Origin of the sequence: Geodermatophilus amargosae, from assembly GCF_041028265.1 — a bacterium.
GTDB lineage: Bacteria > Actinomycetota > Actinomycetes > Mycobacteriales > Geodermatophilaceae > Geodermatophilus > Geodermatophilus amargosae_A.
The window spans coordinates 16,583-37,614 of the sequence record NZ_JABGCW010000004.1; the positions used below are offsets into that span (position 1 = coordinate 16,583).

Genomic DNA, 21,032 nt, shown 5'->3' on the forward strand with positions numbered 1-21,032 from the left:
TGGCGGCGGCCGGCGACTCAGACGCCGGTGACGGCCGGGTCGGCGGTGGCCACCCGGCGCCCGGCGCGGGCCCGCGGGTGCGCCGGCGCCGGCCCGGCGGCCGGCTCGACGACCGGCCCCGTGGCCGGCTCCCGCCTCGGCGGGAAGACCCAGCGGCGGTAGGCGAACCAGCGCACGACCGTGCCCAGCCCGATGGAGGCGACGTTGGCGGCCTGCAGGACCAGCGCGTGCTCCTGGCCGAGCGGGTGGCGCACGAACGCGACGACCGCCAGCCCCATGAGCAGCGTCAGCCCGTTGACCACCGCGAAGACGAGGTACTCCCGGCGGTAGCCGGTGCGCTCGCGGTGCGCGAAGGACCAGAACCGGTGCCCGACGTAGGCCGCGGTGGTGGACACCAGCGTGGACACCAGCTTCGCCGTCACCGCGCCGGTGCCCGAGGCGTAGAGGAGCTGGAAGAGGCCGACGTCGAGGACGAAGCAGACCGCGCCGACGGCCCCGAAGGCGCTCAGTTCCTTGAGCAGCAGGTGCCAGGTGCTCCCGGCGCGGCGGCGGAGGGCCGGGAGGAGCGCCATGAGCACCGACTGTACGGGCCGGCGGCCTGCCGGCCGGCAAGCGCGCGGGGGAGCGGTCCACGGCCCTGCCGGTCGTCCACGGGACAATCGCGCCCATGCGTCCTCGCCCCGGCCGGTCCCGGCCGCAGCCCGTGCGGTGGCTCCGCGCGGTCGTGCTCCTGGTGCTGCTGTCCGCGACCGGGTGCACGGCCGCGTCCACGGCCGCGTCCACGGCCACCCCCGACGTGCAGGCCGAGGACACGGAGCCGCGCGACGTCGTCCTCGTCGTGGTGGGCGACTCCCTCACCGCAGGCTCCCAGCCCATGGCCGACGGCGAGGTCCGCGGCGAGGGCTCGTGGGTGCCCGCCGCGCTCGGGGAGCCGCTCGTCCTCGGGGGTGGCTGGGCGGTGCCCGGGGCGACCACGGGGGACATGCTGCGGGGGATCACCGCCGTCGAGGGCGACGTCCTCCTGCTCATGGCCGGGACCAACGACATCGCGCGGGGCATCGGCTGGGAGGCCAGCCGGGACGACCTCCTGACGATCCCGCAGACGATGGGGACGGGCGCCGTCGTCGTCTCGGCCATCCCGCCGTCGGCCGACCACGCCGAGACCACCACCGCCTACAACGAGCGGCTGCGACAGCTCGCCACGGAGCAGGACTGGACCTTCGTCGACCCGTGGGAGGCCGCCCGGGAGGGCGAGGGCTGGGTGCCCGGCGACACCGTCGACGGCGTCCACCCCACCCAGGAGGTGGCCGACGAGGTGGGCCGCAGCCTGCGTGCCGCCGTCCTCGCCCGGGCCGGCGCCGGCTGACGCGCCCCTGCGCCGGGGAGGGACCGGTCGTCAGCGGGCCGGGCCCCGCCCGTCAGCAGCCGAGGCGGTCCAGGTCGAGCCGGTAGACGTCCACGTTCCCGCTGGTGTGGACCCGCTCGGCCACCTCCAGGTCGTCGAGGCGCTCGAAGCCCCGCGGGGTGTCGTAGACCCCGCCGTCGGACAGCGGGGTCACGCTCTCCGGCGCGCCGATGACCGGAGCCTCCTCGTCCGCGAGCACCCAGGCGATGTCCAGGTCGCAGACGGTCTGCCGGACGTCGTCGTCCCGGTCCACGTCGTCCAGGTGCAGGAGCAGGTCCGTCGTGTAGGGCGCGTACGGGCTGCCGAGCGTGGCGGTCTCGACGATCGGCACGCCGGAGAAGACGTAGGCGTAGGTGGACCCGTCGTTGGCGTTGTTCATGACCCGCTGGCCCGGTTCGACGTTCTCGGCCAGCCAGCGACCCGCCGCCAGGTCGTCCTCGTCGACCCGGACGAACTCGGGCTCGGCGTAGCGCTGCCGCAGCGTGAGGCTGTTCACCGACGCGTAGTCGACCGTGACCAGGAGGAAGACGAGCAGCGCCGCGGCGGCCCCGACCGGCGTCGCGAGGCCGGCACGGTGTGCCCACCGCCCCGACCGGAGCCGGCCGGCCGCCCACCGCCACCCAGTGGCGAGGTACGAGGCGGCGTAGCCGACGGCGACGCCGACGGTGAGCCACTGCAGGATCGCCAGTCCCCCGGAGAACCGGCCGTAGGTGTTGTAGTAGACGCCGCCCAGCGAGGCGACCAGGGGCGTGGCCGGGTTGATCAGCCACAGCAGGAGCACGACCGCCCAGGTCCCGAACGCCGCGAGCAGGGCGACGTTGGAGCGGTGGAACACGCAGAGCAGCACGCCGAGCAGTGAGAGCAGCGCCAGCACGGCCTGCGACAGCATCCCCGCGGGGTCGTAGTAGCCGCCGTAGTAGAAGGACGCCAGCGTCCCGAGCGCGCCCCCGAGGGAGGCCGGAGGGGTCTGCCGGGGGAACGACGCCACGAACGCCGCGGTGCTCGAGGCGGTGAGGAGGAACGGGACCAGCACGACGACGGCCAGGACCGCCGCGACCACGACCCACGTGAGCGAGCGGAGCGCGGCGCGGACGCCGTCGCGCCGGCTCAGCAGCGTGGCCACGACCCAGACGCCGGCCGTGAGGACGATGGTGGGTGCCGCGCTGGGGTGCACCACCACGGCGCCGACCAGCCCGGCTCCGGCGGCCACTGCCGCACCCCGGTGGACCGTGGCCGCGCTGACGGCCGCGTAGACGACTCCCGGCGTGAGCGCGAGCGCGGCCGCGTTGGCCAGGACACCCCCGTCGTGCAGCAGGGCGAACACCGGCCGGTAGGCGAGCACGCTGGTCAGCGCGGCCGCCGCCATCGCCACGGGACGCAGGTGCGGAGGGCTCAGCAGGTGGGCGAGGGCCGCCATGCCGAGCGGCAGCACCACGGCGAACAGGACCACCGAGACGGCGTTGAGCGCGGCGACCGACTCCGCGGGACCGGTGGCGGCCAGCGAGGCGAGCATGTGCAGGCCGTTGGGGTAGAAGCCCGACGGTTCCCCGGTCAGCAGGTCGACGGGGTTGGACTGCCACGGTGCGGCGTTGCCGGTGCGCTCGATGTACCCGACGAGCAGGGTCTGCAGCACCATGTCGTGCTCCTGCGGCAGGACCGACAGGGTGCCGAAGCCGCGGAGGAAGGTCCACCCGCCCACGGCGGCGCTGACCACGACGCCCGCGACCGGCAGGACCCGGGCCCACAGCGGGACCGCGACCCGGGCGGCGACCTCCCGGGCGGCGACCGCGCGGCGTCGCAGCAGCCAGGCGACGGCGGTCGCCACGAGGGTGACCACGACCACGGGGAGCGGGCCCCAGGGGATCCCCAGCGGTGCGGCGAGCAGGGCGGTGACGTAGCAGAGCAGCACCGACGCCGCGGGTCCCGCGGCCAGGGTCTCCAGCGGCCCGCGCCGCAGCCCCACCGCCAGCAGCGCCGCCCCGGGTCCGAGGACGGCCGCGAGGGCCAGCAGCAGCCTCAGCGCATCGTGCCAGGTCACGGACGGGTCCAGCTCACGAAGCCACCTCGCGGGTGTGGTGCCCGCGGACGGGGCGGGACGGAGGAGCCCCGACACGTCGCGGCGTCGGGCAGGCGGTCGGCGCGCGCCTCGCCGGAGGCGTTCGCGCTACGGCGTCAGGGTACAAGGGCTCTGCGGACGGCTCGGGCTTCAGCGCCTGGTCACCTGACCGGTCGTGCGGTCGAGCAGCAGCTGCCCGCCGGCGAAGTCCTGCACGAGCCCCTCGGGCGTCTCGCGGGCGTCCGCGGTGGGGTAGCCCAGGGGACCGGTCTCCCAGCGCTGCGCGGCCCAGGCGTCGGCGATCGGCCCCGCGAGGACGGCGTGGGTGCCGGAGGCGTTGGTCGTGTAGTACGTGCCCCTCTCGAACGCCTGCAGGCAGCCCCCGCCGGTCAGCCCGCAGGTCCGGCCACTGGTGGGGTAGCCCAGCGGGCCGGTCTCGGCACCCTGGGCGGTCCAGGCGGTGGCGATCGGGCCGGTGGTGACGGCGTGCGCGCCGGTGGCCGGGGTGGAGTACAGGGTGCCGCCGGTGAAGGTCTGGCGGCAGCGGTCGGCCTGGTCGCAGACCTGGTCGCCGGTGGGGTAGCCCAGCGGGCCGGACTCCCAGCGCTGGGTGGCCCAGGCGTCGGCGATCGGCCCCGCGAGGACGGCGTGGGTGCCGGTCGCGGCGGTCGTGTAGTACGTGCCGTTCTCGAAGGACTGCAGGCAGCCGCCGCCGGTCAGGCCGCAGGTACGGCTGCCGGTGGGGTAGCCCAGCGGGCCGGACTCCCAGCGCTGGGTGGCCCAGGCATCGGCTATCGGGCCGGGGAGCACCGGGTGCGCGCCGGTGTCGCGGGTCCAGTAGACGGTCCCGCCCGTGAACGACTGCAGGCACCCGGCATCGGTGAGGCCGCAGGTCTGCGCGGAGGCGGGGTAGCCCAGGGGACCGGACTCCCAGCGCTGCGCGGCCCAGGCGTCGGCGACCGGGCCGGCGAGGACGGCGTGCGTCCCGCCGGCCGGGGTGACGTACACCGTGCCGCGCTGGAAGGCCTGCAGGCAGGCGCCGCCGGTCAGGCCGCAGGTCTGGTCGCCCGACGGGTACCCGAGCTGTCCCTGCTCCCAGCGGTACCGGCCCCAGACCTCCGCGACGGACCCGGACACGGGGTGCGCGCCGGTGCCGGGAGACCAGGCGATGCTGGCGGTCTGGAAGTTCTGCACGCACCCGCCGCCGGTCAGGCCGCAGGCCGGCTCGCCGACGGGGTAGCCGAGCGCGCCACCTTCCCAGCCCCGCGCCGCCCACGCGTCCATCAGCGGGCCGGGGGAGACCGTGTGCGCGCCCGTGGCGCCGTTCCAGTACAGGGTGCCCGTCTGGAAGGACTGCAGGCAGCCGCCGCCGGCCAGCCCGCACCGGGTGTCGGTCACCGGGTACCCGAGGAGGCTGCGCTCCCACTGCCGGGCCGCCCAGGCGTCGGCGATCGGGCCGTTGAGGACGGCACGGGCGCCCGACGCCGGGCTCCAGTAGATGCTGCCCGACCGGTAGTTCTGCACGCACCCGCCGAAGACCAGGCCGCAGCGGACCGACCCGGCGGCCGGGCCGAGCGGCCCGGTGGCGCCGCCGCGCTCGGCGTGGGCGGCCAGGATCGCGTCGCCGCCACGGGACTGGGTCGACCCGAACCAGTCGGTGAAGTACAGCCAGAAGTTGCGGTTGCCGTAGGCGGCGCAGCTGTTCGTGGAGGGGCCGTAGCCCGCGGCCAGCGCCGCGGCGTTCGGGCGGTAGGGCGTGTAGTTGTACAGGCCGGCGGTCGCCTGGTTCTGGATGTAGACGCTCGAGGTGCCGCAGGAGGCCTCGACGTCCCACTGGATGGTGTTGGCGCGCCCGGCCCGGTAGGCGTAGTTCTGCGGGTAGGCGGCGTACCGCTGGTACTGCCACGCCGAGCGGTACAGCTGGTTCTGCAGTCCGGCGTAGGTCGGGTCGCACCTGCCGCCGACGTTGTCCGGGCAGGCGTAGCCGGCGGCCCGCTCGTACATCTTGGCGGTGGGGTTCGTGGCGGTGAGGAACCCCATCTCCTTCTGCAGCAGCACGAGGAGGACCTGCGGGTTGACGCCGCAGGCCCGCGCCACCTTCAGGATGATCTGCGAGGCCCACTCGCCGGGTGCCCCGGCGTAGGTGCCGTCGCAGATGCCGTCGGCGGCCTTGGTCGTGGTGTCCTGCCGGAAGTCCTTGAGGCAGGGGCTGCCGTCGGCGCCGCGCCGGCAGCTCGCGCCCTTGGCCTTGAGGAAGGCCGAGATCTCCGCGTCGGTCATCGTCGTGGGATCGAAGAAGACCGCGTCGCTGATGATGTTGCCGGCCTCGAACTGGCTGGTGTCGGCGGCGAGTTCCAGGTCGGGGGTCGCGGCGGGCTCACCGGTCCCGGAGGCGGTCAGCGCCGCCACCGTGACCAGCGCGAGGACGAGGCCGAGCAGCCGGCTCCAGACGGCGAGCCGGGTCACGGGACAGTCACCTGCACGGAGGCGGAGTCGACGCCGGAGTAGCTGAGGACGGCCTCCCAGGTCCCGGACGCGATGCCGGGCCCGGTCTCCACGAGTCCGCACGAGGTGGTGGTCGCGTCGGCGAAGGCCTCGCTGGTCGCGGTCACCTCGTCGTCCCCGTCGGTCAGGGTGAGGGTGCACAGGCCGCCGTCGGCGACCACGCCGGCGACCAGGCCGTTGGCCTGCACCGTCCCGGTCGAGGGCTCGTACCCGACGTAGCTGAGGACGACGTCGATGCCGGCGTCGCTGGGCCGCGGCTCGTCGGTGGCCACGGACGTCGGCTCGGGGCCGAGGGTGTACGGGGCGGTGGGGGTCGCCGCCTCGGGAGCGTCCGCCGGCAGGGGAGCCGTCGGCGTCGCCGCTCCGGACCCGTTCGCCGGCAGGGGAGCCGTCGGCGTCGCCGCGGCCGACGACGTCTCGCCCACCGCGCCGGGGGAGAGCACCAGCGCGGCGCCCACCGCACCGGCGCCCAGCAGCACGACGGCCGACCCGAGCAGGGCTCGGCGGCGGTTGGCTCTCACGCGACCTCACAGCATCCGGGCGGCCGCAGCCGCTCGACGAGGAGCGCCGGGGACCCCCGCACGCTCGGACGGTGCGCTCGCCTGGGCGAACGCACCGTGATCGGAGTGTGACACGAGGCTACGGCGATCCCGGGGACCACACGCCCTGTGACGGATCGGGTCCGGAGGGTCGCCACCTGGGCGGGCGGCGCGTCCGAGCGTCCGCCGGCCACCGTTAGCCTGCTCCCGATGAGCGCCCAGGACGTCGATCCCCGCACCGGCCTGCCCGTCGTGGCCATGGTGGGCGGCGGACAGCTGGCCCGGATGACGCACCAGGCCGCCGTCGCCCTCGGCCAGTCGCTGCGCGTGCTGGCCACCGACCCCGGCGAGTCCGCCGCCCTCGTGGCCGCCGACGTGCGCATCGGCGACCACCGCGACCTCGACGCGCTGCGGGCCGTGGCCGACGGCGCCACCGTGCTGACCTTCGACCACGAGCACGTGCCGACCGAGCACCTGCGCACCCTCGCCGCCGAGGGCGTCCGCGTCGCCCCCGGCCCCGACGCCCTGGTGCACGCCCAGGACAAGCTCGTCCTGCGCCGCGCGCTGGCCGCCGCCGGGGAGCCGCAGCCGGCCTGGGCGGAGGTGCAGACCCTGCAGGGCGTCACCGACCTCGCGGCCTCGGTGGGCTGGCCGGTGGTCGTCAAGACCCCGCGCGGCGGCTACGACGGCCGGGGCGTCTTCGTCGTCGAGGCGGCGGACGAGGCGGCCGGCCTGCTCGAGGCGCACGGCAGCCTGCTGGTCGAGGAGCGCGTGCCGCTGGTCCGCGAGCTGGCCGTGCTGGTGGCCCGCTCACCGTTCGGGCAGGTCGCCGTCTGGCCGGTCGTGGAGACGGTGCAGCGCGACGGCATCAACACCGAGGTCCTCGCCCCGGCCCCCGGCCTCGACGAGGAGACCGCCGGCGCCGCCCAGGAGCTCGCCGTGCGGATCGCCGACCGGGTCGGCGTCGTCGGCGTCATGGCCGTCGAGCTGTTCCAGACGCCGGACGGCGTGCTGGTCAACGAGCTGGCCATGCGCCCGCACAACTCCGGGCACTGGACGATCGAGGGCGCCCGCACCGGCCAGTTCGAGCAGCACCTGCGCGCGGTGCTCGACTACCCGCTCGGGTCGACGGCGATGACCGCGCCGGTCGTCGTCATGGCCAACGTGCTGGGCGGCCGCGCCTCCGAGGCGGACTGGGACGGCCCGGGGATCGACGAGCGGGTCCACCACCTCATGGCGCACTGGCCCGACGTCAAGCTGCACTGGTACGGCAAGGGCCAGCGCCCCGGCCGCAAGCTCGGCCACGTGACGGCGCTGGGGGAGGACCTCGCCGAGGTGCGCGCCCGTGCCGTCGCCGCGGCCCGCTACCTCGCCGACGGCGAGGTCGACCCGGCCTTCGCCTTCCCCCCTCCCGAGGAGCACTGAGGTGACCGAGCCACTCGTCGGCGTCGTCATGGGCAGCGACTCGGACTGGCCCACGATGGAGCCGGCCGCGCAGGCCCTCGCCGAGTTCGGCGTCCCGTACGAGGTGCACGTCCTGTCGGCGCACCGCACACCGCAGCGGATGCTCGACTACGCGACGGCAGCCGCCGGGCGCGGGCTGCGGGTGCTCGTCGCCGGCGCCGGGGGAGCCGCGCACCTGCCGGGCATGCTCGCCGCGGCCACGCCGCTGCCGGTGATCGGCGTCCCCCGCCCGCTGGACCGGCTCGACGGCCTCGACAGCCTGCTGTCGATCGTGCAGATGCCCGCCGGCGTGCCGGTGGCCGCGGTGTCGATCGGCGGCGGCCGCAACGCCGGCCTGCTGGCGGTGCGCATCCTGGCCGCGTCCGACGACACGCTGCGGGCCGCCGTCGAGCGGTTCCAGGCCGACCTCGCCGACTCCGTCGTCGCCCGCGACGGCGCGCTGCAGGAGCGCCTCTCGCAGGCCCGGCCGCCGCGGACGTGACGGACACGCTCGTCCCGATGCCTCACGCGTCGTGATCGGGGTCTTACTGTCAGGTGACTGATGACACCGTCGGACCCCTCCGGCGCGGCGAGAACCGGAGTCGGCGTGTACTACCTCATCTCCACCGCCGGGCACCCCAACCTGGGCGACGAGCTGATCACCCGCTCGTGGCTGCGGCTGCTCGCCGAGCGGGCGCCGGACGTGGACGTCTGGCTCGACTGCCCGAACCCGGCGGGCGCCCAGGCGCTCCTGGCCGACGCCCACCCGCGGCTGCGCTGCGTCGACACGCTCTTCCGGCTCTGCTGGGAGGCGCCGTCCGAGGACGCCTGGGAGGTCGCCGCCTTCGTCGGCCGCGCGCTCGACGACCACGGGCAGGCCCCGCGGTGGGTCCCGGGGCTGCGCCGCTTCGGCCAGGCGGCCGTCGTGCACCTCCTCGGCGGCGGTTTCGTCAACGGCGTCTGGCCGCGCCACCTCGGCCTGCTCGCGGCCCTGGACTGGGCGGCGCGGCGCGGGGCGGTCACCGCCATGACCGGCCAGGGACTCGCGCCGCTCGGCGAGGACACGGTCGCCCTGGTGCGGCGCCTGGTGCGGCGCCTGGACACCGTGGACGTGCGGGACCGCACCAGCGCCGACCTGCTCGGCCGGCCGGAGACCCACTCGGGTGACGACCTGTGGCTCGCCGAGATGCCGACGCTGGTCGACGCCGAGCGGGCCGCCGGGATCGACGCCGTCGTCTGCGTGCAGGGCGACCTGCTCGACGGGCCCGGCTGCGAGCGACTCACCGAGCAGTGCCTCGCCCACCTCGACCGCTGGGGCGCCGACCCGGCCCGCACCGCCGTCCTCGAGTGCATCCCGCGCGTCGACCGCGGCATCTTCGACCGCCTCGCCGGACTGCTGCCCGGCCTGCAGTTCGTGCCCTGGGTGGAGCTGCTCGAGCACGGCGTGCCCGCAGCGGCCTCCCAGCGGTGGTTCAGCACGCGCTTCCACCCGCACCTGATCGCGTCGGCGGTGGGGGCGCGGGGCGTCGCGGTCCCCGTCCGCCCCGGCTACTACGACGTCAAGCACGGCTCCCTGATCGAGGCCGGGTCGGCGTGGCACCTCCTCGAGCCGGGCCGCGGGGAGGTCGCCGAGCTGGAGGCCGACCGGCCGGGCACCCTGGCCGCGTCCGGCGCGCGGGTCCGGTCGCACAAGCTGGCCGTCGCCGGCCGGCTGTACGGGCCCGCGCTCCCTGGACCGGCCGTCCCGTCACCCGGTCCGGACCGGCGTCTGCTGGTGAGTGCTGGGACGTCCTAGCATCTACCCGTGAGTACGAGCGGGCTGTACCAGCTGACCGAGGAGCACGACGCGATCCGGGCCGCGGTCCGCGACCTCGCCGAGCGCGAGATCGCGCCGTACGCGGCCGAGGTGGACGCCGAGGCGCGGTTCCCGGTCGAGGCGCAGAAGGCGCTGACCGCCGCCGGGTTCCACGCCACGCACGTCCCGGAGGCCTACGGCGGCGAGGGTGCCGACGCGATCGCCACCTGCATCGTCATCGAGGAGGTCGCCCGGGTCGACGTCTCGGCGTCGCTCATCCCGGCGGTGAACAAGCTCGGCTCGATGCCGGTCATCCTGTCCGCGTCGGAGGAGCTGAAGCAGCGGGTGCTCCCGTCGATCGCCGAGGGCCGGGCGATGATCAGCTACGGCCTGTCCGAGCGGGAGGCCGGCTCCGACGCCGCCGCGATGACGACCCGCGCCCGGCTCGAGGGCGACACCTGGGTGCTCAACGGCACGAAGGCCTGGATCACCAACTCCGGGATCTCCGAGTGGTACACGGTCATGGCCGTCACCGACCCGGAGAAGCGGGCCAACGGCATCTCCGCCTTCGTCGTGCACCGCGACGACCCGGGCTTCGCCGTGGGCCCCAAGGAGCGCAAGATGGGGATCAAGGGCTCGCCCACCTGTGAGCTCTACCTCACCGACTGCACGATCCCGGCCGACCGGATCATCGGCGAGCCCGGCACCGGCTTCAAGACCGCGCTGCGGACGCTGGACTTCACCCGCCCGACCATCGGCGCGCAGGCCGTGGGCGTCGCCCAGGGCGCGCTCGACGCCGCGGTCGAGTACACCCGCGAGCGCAAGCAGTTCGGCAGGGCGGTCAGCGACTTCCAGGGCGTGCAGTTCATGCTCGCCGACATGGCCATGCAGATCGAGGCCGCCCGGCACCTGGTCTACGTCGCCGCCGCGCGCGGCGAGACGGGCCACTCCGGCGGCAAGGTCGACCCCGACCTCGGCCGGCTGTGCGCCGCGGCCAAGGCGTTCGCCTCCGACGTCGCCATGAAGGTCACCACCGATGCCGTCCAGCTCTTCGGCGGCGCCGGCTACACGCAGGACTTCCCGGTCGAGCGCATGATGCGCGACGCCAAGATCACCCAGATCTACGAGGGCACCAACCAGGTCCAGCGGATGGTGATCGCCCGCTCGCTGCTGCGGTGACGGCCGCCGGGACGGCGCCCCGGCGCGTCGGGTGCCGGGCCACGGGGTGGGGCTCCCGAGACCGGGCTCAGGAGCGCCGGAACACCACCGTGCGCAGGACGGCGAAGTTGCAGGCGGTGCCCAGCCCCTGGGAGAGCACCCATGCCGCGGTCACCCTCCACCAGGCGCTCGGCAGCAGGGCCAGTGCGAGTGCGTTCACCCCGAGGACGACGCCGAACGTCGTCCCGTAGAGGAGGACGAAACCGCCGGCCCGGCGAGCCCCGCCCGCCACCCTGAAGGCCCACCGGCGGTTCAGCACGTAGGCGGTCGACGTCCCGCAGACGAAGCTGACGGCGCGTGCCGCGTACGTGGGCCACCCGACGTGCAGGCCGACGGTGTAGACGCTCAGGTCGACGACGGCGCTGAGCGCCCCCACGGCGACGAAGCGGACGAGCTGGCCCAGCAGGGGATCGGGAGCGCCGTCTCCGGCGGGGTCCGGGCCGCCCACGTCAGCCCAGCAGCCGGGACACGGCGGCCAGCCGGGTGTCGCCGGCCATCGAGGCCAGCCACGCCGACCAGCCGGGCCGCGCCCGCACCGCCTCGAGGGCGGCACGGGCGGCGGCCCGGTCGCCGCGCCGGGAGGCGGCCAGGGCGGCGTAGAGGTCGCGGGCGCCCTCGGGGGCGAACAGGGCGAGGGTCTCATAGTCGCGCTCGTCGTAGGCGCGCTGCAGGTTGCGCAGCATCCGCAGCTGGGCGACCGGGTCCCCGGAGTCGTCGACGCGCAGGTCCATCCGCACGCCGTCGTCCTCCTCGGTGGCCGGCTCGCCGCTGACCACGAGCAGCGCCGCGGACTGCCGTCCCCGCAGGTCCCCGCCGGCGTCCTGGCCCGCGGTCAGGGCGGCCAGCAGCCGGTCGGCCAGGCCGCCGCGGGCGGCCTCGAGGGCCTGCGCCATCGCCGGCAGCACCTCCGGGGAACCGAGCATGTTGCCCTGCACGCTCCAGCCCTCGCCGAGCAGGTGGCCGCTGACCGGGAAGGAGCCCGGCCCGGTGTCCGCGGCGACCGCGCCGGCCGCGTCGAGCACCGCGATCTGCCGGTCCTGGTCCTCGGCGGCGTGCGCGGCCCGGCGCACCAGCACCGCCGGCGCCGTCCCCTCGGCCAGCCCGGACAGCAGCACGTGCCCGGTGCCCCGCGGGCTGCGGGCCTGCACCGCGACGACGCCGACGCCGGGCCGGGCGCCGGGCACCGCCCGGCCCACGGCGAGGATGCAGGAGGACACGGCGATGCCCATCTCCCCGGTGTCCGGGTCGCGGGCGACGACCGAGAACGTCACCGGGGGAGCGGTGCCGCGGTCAGACCGTGGCCGGCAGCGCCATGGTCGGGACGTCGCCCGGGACGCGCAGCGGGGCGCCGGTCTTCTCGACCACCTCGTCGGCGGTGACGCCGGGGGCGACCTCGCGCAGCACGAACCCCTCCGGGGTGACGTCGACGACGGCGAGGTCGGTGATGACGCGGTCGACGCAGCCCTTGCCGGTCAGGGGCAGCGAGCACTCCTCGACCAGCTTCGGCGACCCGTCGCGGGCCACGTGCTCCATCATGATCACCACGCGCCGGGCGCCGTGGACGAGGTCCATCGCCCCGCCCATGCCGTTGACCATCTTCCCGGGGATCAGCCAGTTGGCGAGGTCGCCGCGGGGGTTGACCTGCATGGCGCCGAGGATGGCCAGGTCGAGGTGCTTGCCGCGGATCATGCCGAAGCTCGTCGCGGAGTCGAAGAAGCTGGCACCCGGCAGGATCGTGACGGTCTCCTTGCCGGCGTTGATCAGGTCGGGGTCCTCGTCGCCCTCGAACGGGTACGGCCCGACGCCGAGCACGCCGTTCTCCGAGTGCAGGACGACGTGCACGCCGTCGGGGACGTGGTTGGGCACCAGCGTGGGCATGCCGATGCCGAGGTTGACGTAGGCGCCGTCCTCGAGCTCCTGGGCGACGCGGGCGGCGAGCTGGTCGCGGGTCAGGGTCATCGGGCCTCCTCCGTGGCTTCCTCGCCGGCGGCGGCCAGCGGTGCGGCGGACTGCCGGGGGCGGGTGGTGCGCCGCTCGATCTTCTTGCCCTCGGTGCCGACGACGACCACGCGGTCGACGAAGACCCCGGGCAGGTGGACGTGCTCGGGGGTGATCTCCCCGGGCTCGACGAGCTCCTCGACCTCGGCGATCGTGACCCGCCCGGCCATGCCGGCCAGCGGGTTGAAGTTCATGGCCGACTCGTGGAAGACCAGGTTGCCGTGCCGGTCGCCGACCGCGGCACGGACCAGGCCGAAGTCGGCGGTCAGCGCGGTCTCGAGCACGTACTCCTGGCCGTCGAAGGCCCGGGTCTCCTTCGGCGCGCTGGTCTCGACGACGGTGCCGTCGGCGTCGTAGCGCACCGGGATCCCGCCGTCGACGACCATCGTGCCCACGCCGGTGGGCGTGTAGAAGGCGGGGATGCCCGCGCCGCCGGCGCGCAGCCGTTCGGCCAGCGTGCCCTGCGGGGTGAGCTCGACCTCCAGCTCACCGGAGAGGTAGAGCCGCGCGAGCTCCTTGTTGCCGCCCACGAACGAGCTGATCGTGCGGCGGATCCGGCCGGCGTAGAGCAGCACGCCGAGCGCCTGGTCGTCGACCCCGCAGTTGTTCGAGATCGTCGTCAGCCCGCGGGTGCCCTGCTCGAGCAGCGCGTCGATCAGCGCGATCGGCACACCGCACAGCCCGAACCCGCCGACGGCGAGCACCGCGCCGTCACCGACGTCGGACACCGCCTCGCGGGCGCTCGCCACGACCTTGTCCATCAGGCGACACCGTCCATTCGTCGACCACCGTCTCCTCGTGCGCGGCGGCGCACGTCCTCAGGCAGGACGGCCCAGCTCGCGGAAGCCCTCGATCCGGACGCCGAGCGTAGCGGTGACCCGTTCGGCCGCCGCCCGGCCGCCCAGGGCGGCCGGGTCGGCGTTGCGGCACAGCACGATCGAGGCCCCGGCGGCCAGTGGTGCGAGCAGCCAGGCGACCGGCCCGGCCTCGACGGCGGTCGCGTCGTCGACGAGCAGCCGGTCGCCGTCGGCGATGCCCAGTCGCCCGGCCAGCTCGGTGGCCGCCGCGACCAGCCCGCCCAGGGGGAGCTCGAGACCGCCGGCGCGCAGGCCGGGCGCGGCGGGGTCCGGGGGCACGTAGGGGGTGAAGACGTCGCCGTGCACGCGCACCTCGAGGGCGAAGTCGCGGGCGGGGCCGGCGTACCCGGTCATGCCCAGGCCCAGCGGGTGCAGCGAGAGGCCGAGCAGGTCGGGCAGGTCCTGCTCCTCCAGCGGCGCCAGCCGGTCCTGCGCGGCGAGGACGACGTCGGCGGCGTCGAGGTGGCCGTCGTCCTCGGCGGCGGTGTCGAGGACGGTGGCGCCGCAGCTCCACACGCCGAGCAGGACCGCGGCCGTCTGCCAGTGCACCGGCAGCGCGAGCGCGACGGTGCTGCCCGGGCCGACGTCGAACTCGTCCTGCAGCAGGTTCGCCGTCTTGGCCACCCAGTTGGCGAGGGTGGTGCCCGACAGCTCCACCCGCTCGCCGGTCGCGTCGTCGTAGGCGGTGACCAGCGGCGCGGCGGCGTCGCGCCGCAGCGCGGCCGCGAGCAGGTCCGACGGCGTCCTGGGGGCGGGGCTCATGCCCTCACCCTCCCAGGCCCCGCCGGCTAGTTGATGCAGCTGGTGTCGGCCGCCGTCCGGGGCTCCTCGACCGGGGCGGGGGTCTCGCCGGTGTCGGCGGGCGGCTGGGTGGCCTGGCCGATGGCGTCGAAGTCCTCGCCCAGGACCAGCTGGACGGTCCCGGAGGTGGCGTCGTCGGAGACCTCGGAGACGGCGCCGGGGATCTGCGCGGCCAGCGTGGTGGCCAGTGCCTCGTCGCCCGCGGCGTACCGGATCGTCGTCGCCGAGTAGTCGCTGCTGTCGGCGTTGCCGGTGGTCCCCACGGCGAAGCCGGCGGTCTCCAGCTGGTCGGCGGCCTCGGCGGCCAGGCCGGAGACGCCCGAGCCGTTGAAGACGTCGACCGTCACCTCCGACGGGGCCACCGTGACCGGGGCCGCCGGCGCCTCGGCCACCGGGGCCTCGGGCTCGGCGGAGAGGTCGGCGAAGAAGTCGTGCAGCGTGTCCTCGTCGGCCAGCCGCAGGATCGAGCGGCCGTCGTCGTCGCGGTCGTCCCCGATGATCGGGATGGTCTGGAACTCGATGTTGCCGGCGGTCACCGACTGCATCTGCTGGGCCAGGTCGAGCAGGTCGAGGTCCTGGTCGATGGTGAGCGACTCCGACGCCGCCTGGATCAGCTCCCGCTGCTTGCCCAGGTCGAGCAGCACGTCCTCCGACAGCATCTTGCGCAGCACGCCGCCGATGAAGACCTGCTGGCGGACGATGCGGTCGAGGTCGCCGCGGGGGAGGGCCGTGGTGCCGTCCGGGCGGACGCCGTGGCGCTGGCGGACGAACTTCAGCGCGTCGGCGCCGGCGATCGTCTGCTCCCCGGCGGGGAAGACCGCGCCGGAGTACTCGGAGTCGTCCACCGCGTAGCAGAGGTTGACCTCGACACCGCCGACGACGCTGGTCAGGTTGAAGAAGCCGAGCAGGTCGACCTCGGCGTAGTGGTCGATCCGCAGGCCGGTCAGCAGGCTGAGCGTCTGGATCAGCAGCTGCGCGCCGCCGGCCTGCTTGTCGGCCTCGGACGCGGTCTCGTCGACCTCGGTGTAGCCGTAGGCGTAGGCGGCGTTGAGCTTGTCCATCCCGTGGCCGGGGATCTCCACGTAGGAGTCGCGCGGGAACGAGACGAACGAGGCGCGCGACCCGTCGGCCGGGACGTGCACCAGGATCATCGTGTCGGTGTTGATGCCGGAGTCGGTGCCGGCGCTGAGCTCGGCGAGCTGCGCGGGGGTGAGGTCGGCGCGGCTGTCGTTGCCGACCAGCAGCAGGTTCATCGCCTCGGTGGCGCCCCCGGCGTCGGAGTTGCCGGCGGTCGGGATGGCGTCGGTGCGGTTGACCGTGGCCTCCGCGACCCGCCCGAGGTACCAGCCCCAGCCGCTGGCGCCCAGCAGGACCACCGACAGGACGGCGGCGACGCCGCGGGCGACGACGGCGGCGCGGGCGTTGCGGCGGCGGGGCGCGGAGGTCCCGCGGCCGGCGCGCGACTCCTCGGCAGCCGGACCCTGGGCGCGACCACGGGAGGGACGGCCGGCGCGCGGGTCGAGCCGCGCCGGGATCGGACGCCCCGGGGCTCCACCGTGCTCGTTGCGGTCTCGGCTCACGGCACCGAGGTTAGGGGCGGGCGGGGCGCGGCGGAGGGCCGCGACACGGCGGAACGCTCCGTCTCGGCGCCGGTGTCGTCCGTCTGGCCCCGGGTGCCCGTCGTGCACCGCGCGTCCCGCCGTCCGCAGGCGCCACGCCCCGCCGGGGCGGATGCACCACCGTCCGCCGGCGCGGACGCGTCCTCATCCGGCCCCGCGGTCCCACGTGCCCCCGGTGCCCCCGTGGTCCGGTCGACGGCGGGGCCGGCGCGTCCGGCGCAGGTAGCGTGGACCGGCGTGGCACTCGCACAACCGGCCGGACGCACGCTCGCCGCCGCCGTCGCGGACCTGAGGCGCGGCTGGGAGCAGCGGTCCCTCTGGGGACACCTGGGCTGGCAGGACATCCGGCAGCGCTACCGGCGCTCGGTCCTCGGTCCCATCTGGATCACCATCAGCATGGCGGTCACCGCCGTGGCGCTGGGCATCCTCTACTCCGGCCTGTTCGACGTCGAGCTCTCGCGGCTGCTGCCGCACGTCCTCGTCGGCTTCGTCGTCTGGAACTTCATCAGCGGCTGCATCTCCGAGGGCTCCGAGGTCTTCATCGCCAACGAGGGCCTCATCAAGCACCTGCCGGCCCCGCTGTCGGTGCACGTCTACCGCCTCGTGTGGCGGCAGACGCTGTTCTTCGCCCACAACCTGCTCGTCTACCTCGTGATGCTGCTGGTCTTCCCGCAGCCGCTGTCCTGGACGGTCGTCGCCGCCGTCCCGGCGTTCGTGCTGCTGGCCCTCAACGGTGCGTGGGTGGCCCTCGCGGTCGGCATCATCACCACCCGGTTCCGCGACATCCTGCCGATCACGCAGAGCATCGTGCAGCTGGCGTTCTTCCTGACGCCGATCGTGTGGATCTACGACGAGCTGGTGAACAGCCCGAACCCGGCCATCGCCGAGCGGGCACGGCTGGCGGAGTTCAACCCGTTCCTGCACTACATCGAGATCATCCGGCGGCCACTGCTCGGACAGGACCAGTACCTGCGGCACTGGGTGGTCGTCCTCGTCATCACGGTGGTCGGCTGGGTGCTGACGATGGTCGTCCTGCGCCGCTACCGCTCCCGCGTCTCCTACTGGGTGTGATCGTGACCGACAACAGCACGGGGAACGCCCGCGACCTGGTCAGCATCGCGACCAAGGACGCCTGCGTCGACTTCCCGATCTTCGACGCCAAGAGCCGCTCGCTGAAGAAGACCGTGATGGGCCTGGTCGGCGGCAACATCGACAGCGGCCGCAAGGTGCCCGTCATCGAGGCCCTGCGGGACATCACCGTCAACCTCGAGCACGGCGCCCGCGTCGGCCTGGTCGGCCACAACGGGGCCGGCAAGTCCACGCTGCTGCGCCTGCTGTCGGGCATCTACGAGCCCACCCGTGGCGTGGCCGAGATCCGCGGCCGCGTCGCGCCGGTCTTCGACCTCGGCGTGGGCATGGACCCGGAGATCTCCGGCTTCGAGAACATCATGATCCGGGGCCTGTTCCTCGGCATGACCCGGAAGCAGATGGAGGAGCGGGTCGACGACATCGCCGACTTCACCGAGCTCGGCGACTTCCTGCGCATGCCGCTGCGCACCTACTCCACGGGCATGCGGGTGCGCCTCGCCCTCGGCGTGGTCACCAGCATCGACCCGGAGATCCTGCTGCTCGACGAGGGCATCGGCGCGGTCGACGCCGCCTTCCTCGAGAAGTCCAAGCAGCGGCTGGTCGAGCTGGTCGAGCGCTCCGGACTGCTGGTGTTCGCCTCCCACTCCGACGAGTTCCTCCGCGAGCTGTGCGACACCGCCATCTGGATGGAGCACGGCCGGATCAAGCAGCAGGGCGACCTCGACGACGTCCTGCGCGCCTACAAGGGCCTGCCGGCGTGACGGCTCCCGCCGGCGGGTGCGTCGTCGCCGTCGTCGTCACCCGGCACCGCCGCGAGCTGCTCGCGCAGAGCCTCGCCGCGATCGCCACCCAGACCCGCCGCGTCGACCACGTGGTCGTCGTCGACAACGGGCCCGACCGGTCGGCCGCCGACGTCGTCGCGGCCAGCGGGCTGCCGGCGACGCACCTGCCCAGCCGGCGCAACCTCGGCGGCGCCGGCGGCTTCGCCTACGGCATGCTGCACGCCCTCGCGCTGGGCGCGGACTGGGTCTGGTGCGCCGACGACGACGGCCGGCCCGCCGACGAGACGGTGCTGGCCACGCTGATGGCCGCCGCGGAGCGGCACGGGCTGGCCGAGGTCAGCCCGCTGGTCACCGACCTCGCCGACCCCGACCGGCTGGCCTTCCCGCTGCGCCGCGGCCTGGCCTGGCGCCGCCGGCGCAGCGACTTCGACGGCCTGGACCTGCTGCCGGGCTACGCCTCGCTGTTCAACGGGGCGCTGTTCCGGGCCGAGGCGCTCGACGTCGTCGGCGTCCCGGACTACCGGCTGTTCTTCCGCGGCGACGAGACCGAGATCCACCGCCGGATGCTGCGCGCGGGCCTGCGCTTCGGCACCTGCACCCAGGCGGCCTACCTGCACCCCGAGGGGACGACGGAGTTCGCGCCGATCCTCGGCGGGCGGCTGTCGGCGCAGTACCCGGCCGACGAGGTCAAGCGGTACTTCACCTACCGCAACCGCGGCTACCTGATGGCCCAGCCCGGCATGCGCTGGCTGCGGCCCCTGGAGACGGTGCGCTTCGGCTGGTTCTTCCTCGTCTCCCGCCGCGACCGCGCCGGCTGGCGGGAGTGGCGGCGGCTCACCCGCGCCGGGCGCCGCGAGCGGCTCACCCGTCCCTAGCGGGACTGCCGCGCACGACGGAGGGCCCCGACCGGATCCCCGGTCGGGGCCCTCCGTCGAGCGCGGGGCTCAGACGCGCTGGTAGCCCCACTCCTCGAAGGCCTCGGTCCAGCGGTCCATCGAGGTCAGCTCGCCGGCCGCGGCCTGGTAGCGGCGCTGCAGCTCCGGGAACTCCGCGGACATCCGGCGCAGCATCCGCCCCGACGTCGCCGCCAGCCGGCGGAAGGTCGCCGGGTCGCGGCGCCGGAAGGTGATCCCGCGGCCGTCGGCGGTGCCCACGGTCGCGCTGTCGAGCCGGGAGAGCAGGAACCAGCGGGCGTCCTGGAAGGCCAGGTTCAGCTGCGGGGTCTCCATGTTGCCGGGGTCCACCGGCCGGGCGTTGTGCACCAGCCCGCTGAGCAGCGTCCTGCCGATCGACAGCGGGTTGACCGGGATCCGGCGGAAGCGCACCGCCTTCGCCGTCGGCATCGACGGCAGCGGCAGGTCCGCCGTGGAGGGCAGCACCCGGCCGTCGGCGTGCGTGGCCCGGGTCTCGCGTGCCCGCACGACCGAGCCCGGCATGCCGCTGAACAGCGTCTCCGGCCCGGCGAGGAAGTCGCGGTAGGCCATGTGGTGCAGCTCGACCGTCGAGTACTGCAGGTTGATGAGGAACTTCAGGTCGGCCTTGAGCATCTCGCGGAAGAGCTTGCCGCCGTGCTTGTGCGGAGAGTGCAGCGCCGCGGCGATCAGGCGGTTGCGGATGTGGTAGTAGGCCTGCCAGTCGCTGGCGTCGTCCTTGTCGCCCCAGGAGAGGTGCCAGATGGCGGTGCCGGGCAGCGACGCGGTCGGGAAGCCGGCGGCGAAGGCACGCAGGCCGTACTCGGCGTCGTCCCACTTGATGAAGACCGGCAGCGGCATGCCGATGCGGTCGACGACGGTCCGGGGGATCAGGCACATCCACCAGCCGTTGTAGTCCACGTCGATGCGCCGGTGCAGGTCCGGCGACTCGCGCAGCGTCTCCTTGCCGAAGTCGTGGTGGTACTCGGTGTTGGGCGCGTTGGTCCAGAAGAACGTCTCGCGGTCGACGATCTCGCCCATGGAGTGCAGCACCGAGCGGTTCTGCAGCGCCAGCATCTGGCCGCCGACCAGCATCGGGGACTTCGCGTAGGCGGCGAAGGCGCGTGCCCGCAGGAGGCTGTCGGACTCGATCATGATGTCGTCGTCGAGCAGGACCACGTGGGTGGCCTCGCTCCGGGTGAACGCCTCGTGCATGGTGCGCGCGAAGCCGCCGCTGCCGCCGAGGTTGGGCTGCTCGACCACGTGCAGCCGGTCGCCCAGCGCCGCCTTGACCTCGGCGTAGCCCGCGGCGTCCTTGACGTGGTTGTTGCCCTGGTCGGCGATCGTCACCAGCTCCAGGCGCTCGAGCACCGCGGCGTCCTCGACCAGCGCCCGGGCCGCGGCGAGCGCGTCCACGGGGCGGTTGTAGGTGCAGATGCCGACGGCCAGCCGCGGCTCCTCGACCGGGGCCTGCGGGGCGTACCAGCCGGCCTCGCGGATGGTGGTCTCGCTCTCCGCGGTGACGTCGAACCAGTACCAGCCGCCGTCGATGAACGGCGCGAGGTCCAGCTCGAGCTCGACGGTCTGCTCCCCGCCCTGGTGCGAGACGCCGGTGACGTGCATCGACTCGCCGTCGGCCTTGGAGCGGTAGACGTCGACCCGGCAGGTCCCGGAGACGGTGACCCGCAGGACGATCGAGCCCAGCACGCTCCACCGGCGCCAGTAGCTGGCCGGGAAGGCGTTGAAGTAGGTGGCGAAGGAGACCTCGGAGCCGGCCGCGATGACGCCCGAGTGGCGCCCGTCCTGCTGGACGCGGGCGGTCGAGTTCGCCTCGTCGAGGTAGAGGCTGCGGACCTTGAGCTGGTCGGCCGGGCGCGGCATGAGCACGCGCTGCACGAGGGTGACGGCCTTGTCCGGGGTGAGGTCCGTGGCGGCCGGCTCGCTGACGGCGTCCGGCCTGACGGGCGCGTCGCCCACCTGGGGTGCGGTGGTCGTCATGGGGAGTCAGTCCTCG

The 21,032-nt window shown here is 74.5% G+C and carries 19 protein-coding genes; 8 read left to right on the top strand and 11 right to left on the bottom strand.

From position 1 onward, the window contains the following. Window positions 1–17: 17 nt before the first annotated feature. Window positions 18–572, bottom strand: coding sequence for a GtrA family protein (locus HLV61_RS05620; protein WP_369253410.1), 555 nt, complete (start codon window positions 570–572; stop codon window positions 18–20). 95 nt (window positions 573–667) lie between these two features. On the opposite strand from HLV61_RS05620, the gene HLV61_RS05625 reads away from it, so the two are divergent. Next, window positions 668–1,366, top strand: coding sequence for an SGNH/GDSL hydrolase family protein (locus HLV61_RS05625; RefSeq protein WP_369253411.1), 699 nt, complete (start codon window positions 668–670; stop codon window positions 1,364–1,366). Between the two features lie 52 nt (window positions 1,367–1,418). On the opposite strand, the gene HLV61_RS05630 is transcribed toward HLV61_RS05625, so the two are convergent. From HLV61_RS05630 to HLV61_RS05640, 3 genes are all read right to left on the bottom strand, one after another. Further along, window positions 1,419–3,443 carry a DUF6541 family protein gene (locus HLV61_RS05630; RefSeq protein ID WP_369253412.1) on the bottom strand — a complete coding sequence of 675 codons (2,025 nt, stop codon included), beginning with the start codon at window positions 3,441–3,443 and terminating at the stop codon, window positions 1,419–1,421. Between the two features lie 168 nt (window positions 3,444–3,611). Beyond that, window positions 3,612–5,927: an LGFP repeat-containing protein gene (locus HLV61_RS05635; protein ID WP_369253413.1), complete on the bottom strand. Its 2,316-nt coding sequence runs from the start codon at window positions 5,925–5,927 to the stop codon at window positions 3,612–3,614. Then, window positions 5,924–6,487: a hypothetical protein gene (locus HLV61_RS05640; protein WP_369253414.1), complete on the bottom strand. Its 564-nt coding sequence runs from the start codon at window positions 6,485–6,487 to the stop codon at window positions 5,924–5,926. The genes HLV61_RS05635 and HLV61_RS05640 overlap by 4 nt, the downstream gene beginning before the upstream one ends. Window positions 6,488–6,715: 228 nt before the next feature. Here HLV61_RS05640 and HLV61_RS05645 point away from each other — a divergent pair, with 228 nt between their 5' ends. From HLV61_RS05645 to HLV61_RS05660, 4 genes are all read left to right on the top strand, one after another. Continuing rightward, the gene (locus HLV61_RS05645) at window positions 6,716–7,930 is read left to right on the top strand and encodes a 5-(carboxyamino)imidazole ribonucleotide synthase (RefSeq protein WP_369253415.1); all 1,215 of its coding nucleotides are present in this window, start codon (window positions 6,716–6,718) and stop codon (window positions 7,928–7,930) included. 1 nt (window position 7,931) lies between these two features. Continuing rightward, the gene (gene purE / locus HLV61_RS05650) at window positions 7,932–8,450 is read left to right on the top strand and encodes a 5-(carboxyamino)imidazole ribonucleotide mutase (protein ID WP_440284470.1); all 519 of its coding nucleotides are present in this window, start codon (window positions 7,932–7,934) and stop codon (window positions 8,448–8,450) included. A gap of 105 nt (window positions 8,451–8,555) precedes the next feature. After that, entirely contained in the window at window positions 8,556–9,743 is a 1,188-nt protein-coding gene (locus tag HLV61_RS05655) for a polysaccharide pyruvyl transferase family protein (RefSeq protein ID WP_369253416.1), read from the top strand. Window positions 9,744–9,752: 9 nt separating this feature from the next. After that, entirely contained in the window at window positions 9,753–10,922 is a 1,170-nt protein-coding gene (locus HLV61_RS05660; protein WP_369253417.1) for an acyl-CoA dehydrogenase family protein, read from the top strand. Window positions 10,923–10,989: 67 nt separating this feature from the next. On the opposite strand, the gene HLV61_RS05665 is transcribed toward HLV61_RS05660, so the two are convergent. The 6 genes from HLV61_RS05665 to HLV61_RS05690 are packed head-to-tail and all read right to left on the bottom strand — an operon-like array spanning window position 10,990 to window position 16,197. Then, window positions 10,990–11,409 carry a GtrA family protein gene (locus HLV61_RS05665; RefSeq protein ID WP_369253418.1) on the bottom strand — a complete coding sequence of 140 codons (420 nt, stop codon included), beginning with the start codon at window positions 11,407–11,409 and terminating at the stop codon, window positions 10,990–10,992. A gap of 1 nt (window position 11,410) precedes the next feature. Beyond that, window positions 11,411–12,232: a DUF1028 domain-containing protein gene (locus HLV61_RS05670; protein ID WP_369253419.1), complete on the bottom strand. Its 822-nt coding sequence runs from the start codon at window positions 12,230–12,232 to the stop codon at window positions 11,411–11,413. 19 nt (window positions 12,233–12,251) lie between these two features. After that, complete coding sequence (locus HLV61_RS05675) at window positions 12,252–12,920, bottom strand: CoA transferase subunit B (RefSeq protein ID WP_369253420.1); 669 nt, start codon at window positions 12,918–12,920, stop codon at window positions 12,252–12,254. Next, the gene (locus tag HLV61_RS05680; RefSeq protein ID WP_369253421.1) at window positions 12,917–13,720 is read right to left on the bottom strand and encodes a CoA transferase subunit A; all 804 of its coding nucleotides are present in this window, start codon (window positions 13,718–13,720) and stop codon (window positions 12,917–12,919) included. Before HLV61_RS05680 ends, HLV61_RS05675 begins: the two co-directional genes overlap by 4 nt. Window positions 13,721–13,777: 57 nt before the next feature. Then, the gene (locus tag HLV61_RS05685) at window positions 13,778–14,578 is read right to left on the bottom strand and encodes a TIGR03089 family protein (RefSeq protein ID WP_369253422.1); all 801 of its coding nucleotides are present in this window, start codon (window positions 14,576–14,578) and stop codon (window positions 13,778–13,780) included. Window positions 14,579–14,604: 26 nt separating this feature from the next. Next, window positions 14,605–16,197 (bottom strand): LCP family protein, encoded by a 1,593-nt coding sequence (locus HLV61_RS05690; RefSeq protein ID WP_369253423.1) that lies wholly within the window; start codon window positions 16,195–16,197, stop codon window positions 14,605–14,607. A gap of 276 nt (window positions 16,198–16,473) precedes the next feature. On the opposite strand from HLV61_RS05690, the gene wzm reads away from it, so the two are divergent. Genes wzm through glfT1 form a run of 3 tightly spaced genes read left to right on the top strand, consistent with a single transcriptional unit; the run spans window position 16,474 to window position 18,982 of the window. Next, window positions 16,474–17,307 carry a galactan export ABC transporter permease subunit Wzm/RfbD gene (gene wzm / locus HLV61_RS05695; RefSeq protein ID WP_369253424.1) on the top strand — a complete coding sequence of 278 codons (834 nt, stop codon included), beginning with the start codon at window positions 16,474–16,476 and terminating at the stop codon, window positions 17,305–17,307. Window positions 17,308–17,309: 2 nt separating this feature from the next. Then, window positions 17,310–18,086: a galactan export ABC transporter ATP-binding subunit Wzt/RfbE gene (gene wzt, locus HLV61_RS05700; RefSeq protein ID WP_440284471.1), complete on the top strand. Its 777-nt coding sequence runs from the start codon at window positions 17,310–17,312 to the stop codon at window positions 18,084–18,086. Continuing rightward, a complete protein-coding gene (glfT1, locus tag HLV61_RS05705; protein ID WP_369253425.1) occupies window positions 18,083–18,982 on the top strand; it encodes a galactofuranosyltransferase GlfT1 in 900 nt (299 codons plus the stop codon). The genes wzt and glfT1 overlap by 4 nt, the downstream gene beginning before the upstream one ends. Before the next feature lie 69 nt (window positions 18,983–19,051). Here the strand turns inward: glfT1 and HLV61_RS05710 are convergent, their stop codons facing one another. Next, on the bottom strand, window positions 19,052–21,016 hold the full coding sequence (locus HLV61_RS05710) for a glycosyltransferase (protein WP_369253426.1): 1,965 nt from the start codon (window positions 21,014–21,016) through the stop codon (window positions 19,052–19,054). Window positions 21,017–21,032 lie beyond the last annotated feature (16 nt).

Coding starts and splice junctions, on each gene's coding strand:
- HLV61_RS05680 (WP_369253421.1), bottom strand. CDS start 13,720: ATGGACAAGGTCGTGGCGAGCGCCCGCGAGGCGGTGTCCGACGTCGGT.
- HLV61_RS05625 (WP_369253411.1), top strand. CDS start 668: ATGCGTCCTCGCCCCGGCCGGTCCCGGCCGCAGCCCGTGCGGTGGCTC.
- HLV61_RS05675 (WP_369253420.1), bottom strand. CDS start 12,920: ATGACCCTGACCCGCGACCAGCTCGCCGCCCGCGTCGCCCAGGAGCTC.
- HLV61_RS05645 (WP_369253415.1), top strand. CDS start 6,716: ATGAGCGCCCAGGACGTCGATCCCCGCACCGGCCTGCCCGTCGTGGCC.
- HLV61_RS05710 (WP_369253426.1), bottom strand. CDS start 21,016: ATGACGACCACCGCACCCCAGGTGGGCGACGCGCCCGTCAGGCCGGAC.
- HLV61_RS05620 (WP_369253410.1), bottom strand. CDS start 572: ATGGCGCTCCTCCCGGCCCTCCGCCGCCGCGCCGGGAGCACCTGGCAC.
- HLV61_RS05685 (WP_369253422.1), bottom strand. CDS start 14,578: ATGAGCCCCGCCCCCAGGACGCCGTCGGACCTGCTCGCGGCCGCGCTG.